The 12,694-nt window shown below is 50.2% G+C and carries 11 protein-coding genes; 8 read left to right on the top strand and 3 right to left on the bottom strand.

Annotated elements, in window-relative coordinates; translation table 11 throughout:
• Positions 1-69 precede the first annotated feature (69 nt).
• Positions 70-1,272, bottom strand: coding sequence for an acetate kinase (ackA, locus tag BZK42_RS06885; RefSeq protein ID WP_016153843.1), 1,203 nt, complete (start codon positions 1,270-1,272; stop codon positions 70-72).
• Between the two features lie 339 nt (positions 1,273-1,611).
• Here ackA and yfbV point away from each other — a divergent pair, with 339 nt between their 5' ends.
• The 4 genes from yfbV to BZK42_RS06865 all read left to right on the top strand — a co-directional run bounded on the left by yfbV (position 1,612) and on the right by BZK42_RS06865 (position 5,225).
• Complete coding sequence (gene yfbV / locus BZK42_RS06880) at positions 1,612-2,067, top strand: terminus macrodomain insulation protein YfbV (protein WP_016153842.1); 456 nt, start codon at positions 1,612-1,614, stop codon at positions 2,065-2,067.
• Between the two features lie 83 nt (positions 2,068-2,150).
• Positions 2,151-2,645 (top strand): YfbU family protein, encoded by a 495-nt coding sequence (locus tag BZK42_RS06875; protein ID WP_016153841.1) that lies wholly within the window; start codon positions 2,151-2,153, stop codon positions 2,643-2,645.
• The gene (locus BZK42_RS06870; RefSeq protein ID WP_085951065.1) at positions 2,638-3,315 is read left to right on the top strand and encodes a sugar phosphatase; all 678 of its coding nucleotides are present in this window, start codon (positions 2,638-2,640) and stop codon (positions 3,313-3,315) included. The genes BZK42_RS06875 and BZK42_RS06870 overlap by 8 nt, the downstream gene beginning before the upstream one ends.
• Positions 3,316-3,392: 77 nt before the next feature.
• Positions 3,393-5,225, top strand: coding sequence for an SLC13 family permease (locus BZK42_RS06865; protein WP_019077293.1), 1,833 nt, complete (start codon positions 3,393-3,395; stop codon positions 5,223-5,225).
• Positions 5,226-5,277: 52 nt separating this feature from the next.
• Here the strand turns inward: BZK42_RS06865 and yfbR are convergent, their stop codons facing one another.
• Together yfbR and alaA are read right to left on the bottom strand one after the other, a co-directional pair.
• On the bottom strand, positions 5,278-5,877 hold the full coding sequence (yfbR, locus tag BZK42_RS06860; protein ID WP_003028083.1) for a 5'-deoxynucleotidase: 600 nt from the start codon (positions 5,875-5,877) through the stop codon (positions 5,278-5,280).
• Positions 5,878-5,972: 95 nt separating this feature from the next.
• Complete coding sequence (alaA, locus tag BZK42_RS06855; protein WP_005129483.1) at positions 5,973-7,190, bottom strand: alanine transaminase AlaA; 1,218 nt, start codon at positions 7,188-7,190, stop codon at positions 5,973-5,975.
• Between the two features lie 928 nt (positions 7,191-8,118).
• Here alaA and lrhA point away from each other — a divergent pair.
• From lrhA to nuoC, 4 genes are all read left to right on the top strand, one after another.
• A complete protein-coding gene (lrhA, locus tag BZK42_RS06850; RefSeq protein WP_016153838.1) occupies positions 8,119-9,057 on the top strand; it encodes a transcriptional regulator LrhA in 939 nt (312 codons plus the stop codon).
• 627 nt (positions 9,058-9,684) lie between these two features.
• Complete coding sequence (gene nuoA, locus BZK42_RS06845; protein WP_003028077.1) at positions 9,685-10,128, top strand: NADH-quinone oxidoreductase subunit NuoA; 444 nt, start codon at positions 9,685-9,687, stop codon at positions 10,126-10,128.
• Positions 10,129-10,143: 15 nt separating this feature from the next.
• On the top strand, positions 10,144-10,806 hold the full coding sequence (gene nuoB, locus BZK42_RS06840) for an NADH-quinone oxidoreductase subunit NuoB (RefSeq protein ID WP_003028075.1): 663 nt from the start codon (positions 10,144-10,146) through the stop codon (positions 10,804-10,806).
• Between the two features lie 85 nt (positions 10,807-10,891).
• Positions 10,892-12,694: an NADH-quinone oxidoreductase subunit C/D gene (gene nuoC, locus BZK42_RS06835; protein WP_016153837.1), complete on the top strand. Its 1,803-nt coding sequence runs from the start codon at positions 10,892-10,894 to the stop codon at positions 12,692-12,694.

Here is a 12,694-nt window from a genome sequence, read left to right as displayed (position 1 = left end):
TCCTCTTTCGTTACCGTCGATGTAGACGGGTTACAAAACAGCACCGCCAGCTAGGCTGGCGGTGTGAAATCAGGCAGTCAGACGGCTCGCGTCTTGCGCGATAACCAGTTCTTCGTTGGTTGGGATAACCACCGCAGGACGGGTACCTTCTTTGTTGATGAAACCAGATTTGCCGAAACGTGCGGCCAGGTTACGTTCGTGGTCAACTTCAAAGCCCAGAACGCCCAGTTTGCCCAGAGACAGTTCACGAACCATCGCTGCGTTTTCACCAATACCACCGGTGAAGACAACTGCATCCAGACGACCATCCATCAGCGCAGTGTAAGAACCGATGTATTTCGCCAGACGGTGACAGTAAACGTCCATTGCACGTTTAGCGTCTTCTTTAGTCGCGTAGTTATCTTCAACATAACGGCAGTCGCTGGTGACTTCGGTCAGACCCAGCAGGCCGGACTCTTTGGTCAGCATTTTGTTGATCTGGTCAACGCTCATGCCCAGGGTGTCGTGCAGGTGGAAGATGATCGCCGGGTCGATGTCACCGGAACGCGTACCCATCACCAGACCTTCCAGCGGGGTCAGACCCATGGAGGTATCAACACATTTACCGTTACGGATAGCAGAAACAGAACCGCCGTTGCCCAAGTGGCAAGTGATGATGTTGAGCTCATCAACCGGTTTGTTCAGAATTTTTGCCGCTTCCTGAGTTACGAAGAAGTGGCTGGTACCGTGCGCGCCGTAACGACGAACACCGTGTTCTTTGTACAGGCTGTATGGCAGAGCATAGAGGTAAGACTCTTCCGGCATGGTCTGATGGAACGCGGTGTCGAACACAGCCACGTTTTTGTCTTTCAGATTCGGGAAAGATTTCAGCGCTTCTGCGATACCGATCAGGTGTGCAGGGTTATGCAGCGGTGCAAAAGAGGCTGCGTCTTTGATACCCTGAATAACAGAATCGTCGATAACCACAGAGCCGGTGTATTTCTCGCCGCCGTGAACAACACGGTGACCAATCGCAGTCAGCTGAGCAGACAGTTCTGGTTTTTGTGCCAGAATAGTATTAACGATAAAATTCAGCGCTTCACTGTGAGCGGCGCCTGCACCTAAAGCCGCTTCTTGTTTACCGCCGTCCATTTTCCACTTGATACGTGCTTCTGGGAGATGGAAACATTCGGCTAAACCAGAGAGGTATTCTTCACCGTTTACTGCATCGATGATGGCAAATTTCAGTGAGGAGCTACCGCAGTTCAGAACCAGTACTAACTTACTCGACATGGAAGTACCTATTTATGATACGTGGCTAAAAAAACGTCAGGAAGTCATAGAGCGTAGCGCATGATGACACCGACGTTTATGATTAACATCATGCGCCATAGTCTTTTTGGGCACGATGGAATAAATACCTTTGAGTCTATGTCATTTTGCGTATTTTTCAGCCAATGGCATACTATGTGTCAATTTGACGACTCAATGATTTTGGACTAAAGGCCTTACAGGCCGGCACAGGATACCTGAATGTGGGTATTAAAGACAAAATGTTTTGAACGATGTCCTTTGTAGTTGTTGTTTTGCACAAATTTTTTAATTTTTATATGTGAAGTTGAGGTAACCGCCATGTCGACACCGGATAATCGTTCCGTCAATTTTTTTAGCTTGTTTCGCCGGGGGCAGCACTATGCGAAGACGTGGCCAATGGAAAAGCGCCTCGCACCTGTGTTTGTAGAGAACCGCGTGATCCGCATGACGCGTTACGCGATCCGTTTTATGCCGCCTATCGCCGTCTTCACCTTATGCTGGCAAATTGCGTTAGGGGGGCAGTTGGGACCGGCCGTGGCGACTGCGCTGTTTGCGCTCAGCCTGCCGATGCAGGGCATGTGGTGGCTGGGTAAACGTTCTGTAACGCCGCTGCCGCCTTCAATACTCAACTGGTTCTACGAAGTTCGGGGTAAATTGCAAGAAGCCGGGCAGGCGCTCACTCCGGTAGAAGGAAAGCCTGATTATCAGGCGCTGGCTGACACGCTTAAGCGCGCCTTCAAACAACTGGATAAAACTTTCCTTGATGATTTGTAATTGACCCCTGATTACGCATATAAAAGAAGGCACAAGATGCCTTCTTTTTTTTCATCGCAGTAGTAGTGATACAGGAGTCCCAAATGGAAATGACCAACGCTCAACGTCTGATTTTGTCTAATCAGTACAAAATGATGACTATGCTCGATCCCACTAACGCCGAGCGTTATCGTCGTTTGCAGACGATTATTGAACGCGGTTACGGCTTGCAGATGCGCGAGCTGGATCGTGAGTTTGGTGAGCTGACGGAAGAAACCTGTCGTACGATTATCGATATTATGGAGATGTATCACGCATTACATGTGTCCTGGACTAATCTTAAGGACGCGCAGGCAATTGATGAGCGTCGCGTGACCTTCCTTGGCTTTGACGCCGCAACGGAAGCCCGTTACCTCGGGTACGTACGTTTTATGGTTAATGTAGAAGGTCGTTATACCCACTTTGATGCGGGTACGCATGGCTTCAACGCCCAGACCCCGATGTGGGAAAAATATCAGCGTATGCTGAATGTCTGGCACTCTTGCCCGCGCCAGTATCACCTGAGTGCGAATGAAATTAACCAAATCATTAATGCCTGAGGGGGCGAGCGTGCAGTGCAAAGGTTTTCTGTTTGATCTGGATGGAACGCTGGTCGATTCCTTACCCGCAGTAGAACGCGCGTGGTGCAACTGGGCCGATCGTTTTGGCCTCGATCACGCCGAGGTGCTCGGCTTTATTCATGGCAAGCAGGCCATTACCTCCCTGCGACACTTTATGGTGGGCAAATCTGAGGCTGAGATCGCCGCGGAATTCACCCGCCTGGAGCAGATCGAAGCGACGGAAACCGCGGGGATCACAGCGCTGCCGGGAGCGGTTGATTTACTCAACCACCTCAATAAAGCGGGTATTCCATGGGCGATTGTGACCTCCGGATCCATGCCGGTCGCACGAGCGCGTCATCGTGTCGCGGGGCTGCCTGCTCCTGAAGTGTTTGTCACCGCCGAGCGGGTAAAAAGAGGCAAGCCCGAGCCTGACGCCTATCTGTTAGGCGCCCAGCTTCTGGGTCTTGCGCCACAGGAATGCGCGGTGGTGGAAGATGCGCCCGCTGGGGTGCTTTCAGGACTGGCTGCAGGGTGTCATGTGATAGCGGTCAACGCGCCTGTGGACACGCCGCGTCTGGATGAGGTCGATTTTTCGCTGACCAGTCTGGAACATATTTCTGTGACCAAACAGCCTAACGGAAATGTGGTCGTGGTAAGAAATACCTGAACATGATTTAGCCCCAGATTGTTGGGGCTTTTTTATGGCAGAATCGATCCATCCCTCTCATTTAACAAGGATATGTTGTGAACGGTGAATTGATATGGGTTCTCTCATTGCTGGCGATTGCCGTCGTCTTGTTTGTTACTGGCAGAGTGCGTATGGACGCGGTCGCTTTGCTGGTCATCATTGCCTTTGTTCTGAGCGGAACATTGAGCATCACAGAAGCCTTTTCCGGATTCAGCGATCCTAACGTTATTTTGATTGCGGCATTATTCATTATCGGCGACGGCCTGGTGCGTACCGGGGTGGCGACGGTAATGGGTGCCTGGCTGGTGAAGGTGGCTGGCAGCAGTGAAGTCAAAATGCTGGTGTTGCTGATGATTACCGTTGCCGGGCTCGGGGCGTTTATGAGTTCGACCGGCGTGGTCGCCATCTTTATCCCGGTGGTCTTAAGCGTTTCCATGCGCATGGAAATTTCCCCTTCACGCCTGATGATGCCGCTGAGCTTTGCCGGCTTGATAAGCGGCATGATGACGCTGGTGGCGACGCCGCCGAACCTGGTCGTCAACAGTGAACTGTTACGTGAAGGACTTAACGGGTTCAGCTTTTTTAGCGTTACCCCGCTGGGGCTGGTGGTTCTGGTTCTCGGCATAATTTATATGCTGCTGATGCGCTTTATGCTCAAGGGGGAAGATTCCAGGCAGCCGGGAGACGGCTGGAAACGCCGGACCTTTCGCGATCTGATTAAAGAATATCGCCTGACCGGGCGCGCGCGTCGGCTGGCGATTCGTCCCGGTTCTCCTATGATTGGCCAGCGTCTGGATGATCTGAAGTTGCGTGAGCGCTACGGGGCAAACGTGATTGGCGTGGAACGCTGGCGTCGCTTTCGTCGCGTAATAGTCGACGTTAACGGGGTTTCTGAGTTTCGCGCCCGTGACGTATTGCTGATTGATATGTCCGCGGCCGATGTCGACCTGCGTGAATTTTGCAGTGAACAGTTTCTGGAACCAATGGTACTGCGCGGCGAATACTTCTCCGAGCAGGCGCTTGATGTGGGGATGGCCGAGATCTCTCTGATCCCTGAATCGGAATTGATCGGCAAAACGGTACGGGAAATCGCTTTTCGTACCCGCTACGGGCTGAATGTCGTTGGGCTGAAGCGCGATGGTGCGGCTCTGGCTGGAGCGGTGGTGGATGAGCCATTGCTGATGGGCGATATCATATTAGTGGTGGGCAACTGGAAGCTCATCACACTGTTGGGACAAAAAGGGCGTGATTTTGTCGTGCTGAATATGCCCGAGGAAGTCAGTGAAGCTTCTCCGGCGCACAGCCAGGCACCGCATGCGATTTTCTGTCTGGTGCTGATGGTCGCTCTGATGCTCACTGATGAAATTCCCAATACGGTGGCTGCGATCATCGCCTGTCTACTGATGGGGAAATTTCGCTGTATTGATGCCGAAAGTGCCTATAAAGCGATTCACTGGCCAAGCATTATTTTGATTGTCGGGATGATGCCCTTCGCGCTGGCTTTACAAAAAACCGGCGGTGTCGACTTGGTGGTGAAAGGGCTGATGGATGTCGGTGGCGGGTATGGCCCGTATGTGATGTTGGGCTGCCTGTTCGTGCTGTGTGCGACTATCGGGCTATTTATCTCCAACACCGCGACGGCGGTGCTGATGGCGCCAATCGCGCTGGCGGCTGCAAAGTCGATGGGCGTTTCACCGTATCCTTTTGCGATGGGGATTGCGATGGCAGCATCCGCAGCCTTTATGACACCTGTCTCTTCCCCGGTAAACACTCTGGTGCTCGGACCTGGCAACTACAGCTTTAGCGATTTCGTGAAGATTGGCGTACCGTTTACCATCATTGTGATGGCGGTGTGCGTGGTGATGATCCCGATGCTGTTTCCGTTTTGATTTTGTTGGCGGATGGCGACGGAGATATCTTCGCCGCCACCGGGTCATGCGTTTATAGCGGAGAATCCTGGCTGATTTCATCTAATGAGAGGTGAAAACTCGGGACAAACACGTCCATAAAGTAGTCCATCTCTTCGCTGCGTCGCGACTCCAGCGTTTTTTCCAGACGCGTCTTGGCAAGCAGAAATTCGTTATTACCGGCAGAGAGTTCCTCCAGACACTTCAGATACGCGCACAGGGCATCGGCCTGTTTAACAATCGATCTCTCTTCTTCACTTAAGGCATGTTCATCAATGAGCGGCGCAAAAATATCGCGCAGTTCATCAGGTACCATATCGACCAGTTTTTGCTGGGCAATTTTCTCTATCGCTTTATATTCCTGCGCAATCTGCGAGTTGAAATATTTCACCGGGGTAGGGAGATCACCGGTCAGCACTTCTGACGCATCGTGATACATCGCCAACAGAGCAATACGCTCAGCATTAACCTGACCACCAAATTTGCGGTTTTTGATCGCGGCCAGCGCATGGGCAACCATGGCAACTTGCAGACTGTGTTCAGACACGTTTTCGGTGCGCACGTTGCGCATCAGCGGCCAGCGATTAATGAGCTTCAGACGGGAGAGGTGGGCAAAAAAATGGCTCTGCTTCATAACGACCCTTATATGATGGCAACCTAAGAGTCATTTTGCGCAGAGAAGGCTGTCAGATGCAAATACTCGTCATTCATCCGACAGCCTTTGTTTAATTACAGCTGGTGATACCCTGACAGGAAACGCTCAAATTTACTCAGCGACATTTCAATATCGTCAATACGCGGCAGCGTGACGATGCGGAAATGATCCGGCCACGGCCAGTTGAACGCTGTTCCCTGAACCAGCAGTACTTTTTCCTGCAGCAGGAAGTCGAGTACCATCTTCTGGTCGTCATGAATGTTGAAGCGTTTAGCATCAATTTTCGGGAACATATACAGCGCGCCGCGCGGTTTTACGCAGGAGACACCAGGAATGTCATTGAGCAGTTCCCAGGCGCGGTTGCGTTGTTCATACAGACGCCCACCAGGCATGATAAATTCGCTGATGCTCTGGTATCCGCCCAGCGCGGTCTGAATGGCATGTTGCGCCGGAACGTTGGCACACAGACGCATAGAGGCCAGCATCTCAAGACCTTCAATATACCCTTTAGCATGTTTCTTCGGCCCGTTCAGCACCATCCAGCCTTGACGGAAACCGGCAACGCGATAGGTTTTTGACAGGCCATTGAAGGTGATGGTCAGCAGATCCGGCGCCATTGCAGCGATGGAGTGGTGTTCAGCGTCGTCGTAGAGAATTTTGTCGTAAATCTCATCCGCAAAGATGATGAGGTTGTTCTGGCGAGCAATCTCAACAATCTCCATCAGCAGCTCTTTAGAGTAAACAGCGCCGGTTGGGTTGTTTGGGTTGATGATGACGATTCCACGCGTACGCGGCGTGATTTTGGCGCGGATATCATCCAGGTCCGGGAACCAGTCTGATGATTCGTCACACAGGTAGTGCACGGCATTACCGCCGGAGAGCGATACCGCCGCCGTCCACAGCGGATAATCAGGAGCAGGAACCAGCATTTCGTCCCCACTGTTCAGCAATGCCTGCATAGCCTGCACAATTAATTCAGAAACGCCGTTGCCGATATAAATATCTTCCACGGTTACGTCGCGCATACCACGGGCCTGGTAATGCTGCATAATCGCTTTACGGGCGGAATAAAGGCCTTTGGAGTCGCAATATCCTTGCGCTGTTGGCAAATTGCGGATCACATCCACCAGTATTTCATCTGGCGCTTCAAACCCGAATGGCGCCGGGTTGCCGATGTTCAGTTTCAGAACCTTATTGCCTTCTTCTTCCAGGCGCTTTGCTTCCTTCAGAACCGGGCCGCGAATGTCATAACAGACGTTTTCTAATTTGCTGGATTTTTCAATGGGGGACATGAACGTTGACCTTTTTAGCTGTGAATGCCACTCCCTGCCATGGAAGTCAGCCCAGCACAATGTACTCCCACGGCGGTGAGTTTTGAAGGGTCTTTAGTAGAAGATTTTGAAAAGCTATGAAGTGATAATTAACTGTTAACAACTAAATAATGTAAATATTATGAGATAATAATCTATCTGGATGTGTTTTGTTGGTAGTATGTTTTGTTTTATTGGTTTGGTTGTGGTGAATTGTTTGGTCAAAAAAAGTTAAGCCTGTAAAGCGAAATGTCACGGGTGTCTAAGCTGGATGAGGTAATTCGAAAATACTGAGGTTTTAACTGCGGGACCTGTTATCGGCCTGATCCGTACGTGATACGGTGTGAATTCATTGTTAAGCAGAATTAATGAATTGAAGAATTCTTAATTAATTATTATTTAATATTTAAACGACATTAAATTGAATGGGCCAATAATAGCAAAACCGCTGCTCTGACATAACACCTGGTAGCCTGGAATTATTCACGATAACACTTATAAATATAGTGGTTTTAGGTTAAGATAAGTCTCATGAAATGGTAAGTAGTCTGAATTTTAAGATAATTCAAATGTTTGTTGGTTGTTCCTAACACACTGAAAAGTTAGTTTTTAATGTGTAAATTATTGTTCGTTAACTTTTTTTTAAATTTACAAAATTTACATGTTTTCCCTAAGTCAGAATCATCCAGCAGCTAAAAATTCGGCTCTTTCTCGTTGCTATATTCCGATGAATGTCACGGGAATTAAAATAGCCAGGAAAGAGAATTGTTTCGTTTGTTAAACCAAATACATCCTTATTTTCACTTGGTTACACTAAGCGAAACTGCGAGGGAGGCACATTACAAATGGAGTTGTTTGATTCCAAATGCACAGCATTAACCCGGTATGACCCGCGAGTAAGTGAAAAACTATGATAAATGCAAATCGTCCGATAATTAACCTCGACCTCGATCTGCTGAGAACCTTCGTTGCTGTTGCCGACCTGAATACCTTTGCGGCTGCGGCAGCTGCGGTATGTCGAACTCAGTCTGCGGTGAGTCAGCAAATGCAGCGTCTTGAGCAACTCGTGGGGAAAGAGTTGTTCGCGCGCCATGGACGCAACAAACTACTGACCGAACATGGTATACAACTGTTGGGTTACGCCAGAAAAATACTGCGCTTTAATGATGAGGCATGCTCATCATTAATGTTTAATAATCTTCAGGGAGTGTTAACTATCGGTGCTTCTGATGAATCAGCCGATACCATACTGCCTTTCCTGCTCAACCGAATAAGTTCGGTTTATCCGAAGCTTGCGCTGGATGTGAGGGTCAAGCGTAACGCCTACATGGTGGATATGCTGAAGTCGCAAGAAGTGGACTTGGTTGTGACTACCAACCGTCCTGGCGATTTTGAATGTCTGAATCTGCGTACCTCGCCAACGCATTGGTACTGTGCTGCCGAATATATTCTGCAAAAAGGTGAGCCGGTACCGTTGGTTCTGCTGGACGATCCGAGCCCGTTTCGCGATATCGTGCTGGCGACATTAAACGCTGCTCAGATCCCGTGGCGTCTGGCTTATGTTGCTTCAACCTTACCTGCGGTTCGCGCGGCGGTAAAAGCAGGGCTCGGCGTCACTGCACGGCCTGTTGAAATGATGAGTCCGGATTTACGCGTACTGGGCGCCGCCGACGGATTACCGCCATTGCCTGATACTGAGTATTTGTTGTGCTGCGATCCGTCCACGCAAAATGAGTTGGCAGAAGTTATCTTTAAGTCGATGCAAACGTATCAAAATCCTTGGCAATACAATCAGTTTACCCCGGAAGGGGGAGATGACTCGCTGATTGTTGAAGGCGACTTTGAGTAATCCGTCACAAAAAATCGTTTTAAAATGTTAGTGTAAAAAAGAGCCTCTGGTGATGAAAAAACATCCAGCGGCTCTTTTTTTATGTAAATATTGCCGCTTTATGTCATTTGCTATACTAAAACTTAACAAAATCAGAAGGTAAAAAAACGGCCTGACACTTGGCTGAAAAATAAGCAGCAGCGTTACTAATTGTTTCCATGTTAAAAAACTAGAGAAATTGTTGCTGTTTTTTATGGTGAATTAACAAAAGCGTGTCACAGATCAAGAAAATACTCCCATTTAGGGGGAGGCATCTGGGTGAATTCCTGTCAAAATAGGTGAGTATTATCTTTTTTACTTCACTACGGACACGATTCAACAACATTAAAAATGACCGATGATGCGATCGAAATTGGTCTAAATAGCACTTTATGTTAATGAAGTTGGAGCGGTGTAAAATAATGTGAGGAAACTTTTGTTAAAGTTGACAAAAGGTTATAGAAAGGAGTAAAAAACCCCATCAATTAGCTGTATAAAATGGTTTTTCACAGTGATTGTAAGGTTTTTTTTATTCCTCCCCATGAATCGATGTGGCGTTCATCTGCCGAAAAGAGCAGAGAATTTGGCGCTACTTTTGATGAGTAAGCAATGAGTATGTCAACATCCACTGAAATCATCGCTCATCACTGGGCATTCGCTATCTTTCTTATTGTTGCCATTGGCCTGTGCTGCCTGATGCTCGTCGGCGGCTGGTTTTTAGGTGGTCGCGCGCGCGCGAGATCTAAAAACGTGCCGTTTGAATCAGGTATCGACTCGGTCGGCACCGCCCGCTTGCGCCTGTCTGCCAAGTTTTATCTGGTAGCCATGTTCTTCGTTATCTTCGACGTTGAAGCGCTGTATCTGTTCGCATGGTCAACTTCTATCCGTGAAAGCGGCTGGATTGGCTTTGTGGAAGCTGCAATTTTTATTTTTGTGTTACTGGCAGGTCTGGTTTATCTGGTGCGTATTGGCGCGCTGGACTGGACGCCCGCGCGTTCACGCCGCGAGCGTATGAACCCGGAAACGAACAGTATCGCTAATCGTCAACGCTAACCGCGAGGCATTAAGATGGATTATACGCTCACCCGCATAGATCCTAACGGTGAGAACGACCGTTACCCCCTGCAAAAACAGGAGATCGTAACCGACCCCCTGGAGCAAGAAGTTAACAAAAACGTGTTCATGGGCAAGCTGCATGACATGGTTAACTGGGGCCGTAAAAACTCAATTTGGCCATATAACTTTGGCCTTTCCTGCTGCTACGTTGAGATGGTGACCTCGTTTACCGCTGTGCACGATGTGGCCCGTTTTGGTGCGGAAGTACTGCGTGCATCGCCGCGTCAGGCTGACCTGATGGTCGTCGCCGGAACCTGCTTTACCAAAATGGCGCCGGTTATTCAGCGCCTCTACGATCAGATGCTGGAACCGAAATGGGTTATTTCCATGGGCGCATGCGCCAACTCCGGCGGTATGTACGACATCTATTCTGTGGTGCAGGGCGTTGATAAATTTATTCCGGTCGATGTGTACATCCCGGGATGCCCGCCGCGTCCGGAAGCGTATATGCAGGCTCTGATGCTGCTGCAAGATTCCATTGGCAAAGAACGCCGTCCGCTCTCCTGGGTGGTTGGCGATCAGGGCGTTTATCGCGCCAATATGCAGTCAGAACGCGAGCGTAAACGCGGCGAACGTATTGCTGTAACGAATCTTCGTACACCAGACGAGATTTAATTTGCGCCTGTCGGCAGCAGCACTTCCTTCGCTTATCACTACATAAATAGCGCGAAGCACTGCCGACTACCACGGACCATTTGCAATGGTGAACAATATGACCGACTTAACCGCGCAAGACGCTGTATGGCAAACACGGGATCACCTTGATGACCCGGTCATTGGCGAACTGCGCAACCGTTTTGGGCCGGATGCCTTTACCGTTCAGGCGACTCGCACCGGGGTACCTGTTGTTTGGGTCAAGCGTGAACAATTACTGGAAGTTGGCGATTTCTTAAAGAGACTGCCGAAACCTTACGTCATGCTGTTTGACTTACACGGCATGGACGAACGTCTGCGTACGCACCGCGAAGGGTTACCTGCCGCGGATTTTTCCGTTTTCTATCACCTGATCTCCATTGAACGCAATCGCGATATCATGCTCAAGGTGGCATTGTCTGAAAACGACCTGCGCGTACCGACGTTCACCAAACTGTTCCCGAACGCCAACTGGTATGAGCGTGAAACCTGGGAAATGTTTGGCATCGACATCGAAGGTCACCCGCACCTGACGCGTCTGCTGATGCCGCATACCTGGGAAGGTCATCCGCTGCGTAAAGACTACCCGGCGCGTGCGACCGAATTCGATCCGTTTGAGCTGACCAAAGCCAAACAGGATCTGGAAATGGAATCACTGACCTTCAAACCAGAAGAATGGGGCATGAAGCGTAGTTCCGAAAACGAGGACTTCATGTTCCTCAACCTCGGTCCTAACCACCCGTCTTCTCACGGTGCCTTCCGTATTGTGCTGCAACTTGATGGCGAAGAAATCGTCGACTGCGTGCCTGACATCGGCTACCACCACCGTGGCGCTGAAAAGATGGGTGAACGTCAGTCCTGGCACAGCTACATTCCGTACACCGACCGTATCGAGTACCTCGGCGGCTGCGTTAACGAAATGCCTTACGTACTGGCCGTTGAGAAACTGGCTGGCATCACCACGCCGGATCGCGTCAACGTGATTCGCGTTATGTTGTCTGAACTGTTCCGTATCAACAGCCATCTGCTGTACATCTCCACGTTCATCCAGGACGTCGGCGCGATGACGCCGGTCTTCTTCGCCTTTACCGACCGTCAGAAAATCTATGACGTAGTGGAAGCGATCACCGGTTTCCGTATGCACCCGGCCTGGTTCCGTATCGGCGGTGTGGCACACGATCTGCCGCGCGGTTGGGACAAACTGCTGCGTGACTTCCTCGACTGGATGCCAAAACGTCTGGATTCCTACGAGAAAGCCGCACTGCGTAACACCATCCTGAAAGGCCGTTCGCAAGGCGTTGCCGCTTACGGTAAGAAAGAAGCGCTGGACTGGGGTTGTACCGGTGCTGCGCTGCGTGCGACCGGTATTGATTTTGACGTGCGTAAAGCGCGTCCATACTCCGGCTACGAAAACTTTGACTTTGAAGTCCCGGTTGGCGGCGGCGTGTCCGACTGCTATACCCGCGTGATGCTGAAAGTTGAAGAGCTGCGCCAGAGTCTGCGCATCCTTGAGCAGTGCCTCAACAACATGCCGGAAGGCCCGTTCAAAGCGGATCACCCGCTGACTACGCCGCCGCCGAAAGAGCGCACGTTGCAACATATCGAAACCCTGATCACCCACTTCCTGCAAGTTTCGTGGGGACCGGTTATGCCGGCAAACGAGTCCTTCCAGATGGTGGAAGCGACCAAGGGTATTAACAGTTACTACCTGACCAGCGATGGCAGCACCATGAGTTACCGTACCCGTATCCGTACCCCGAGCTATGCGCACCTGCAGCAGATCCCGGTAGCGGTACGTGGCAGCCTGGTGTCCGACCTTATCGTCCACTTGGGTAGTATCGATTTTGTTATGTCAGATGTGGACCGCTAA

The sequence above is a fragment of the Citrobacter braakii genome (assembly GCF_002075345.1).
GTDB classification, from domain to species: domain Bacteria; phylum Pseudomonadota; class Gammaproteobacteria; order Enterobacterales; family Enterobacteriaceae; genus Citrobacter; species Citrobacter braakii.
Note: the sequence above shows the minus strand (reverse complement) of the source record. Positions and strands in the feature narration are given on the sequence as shown.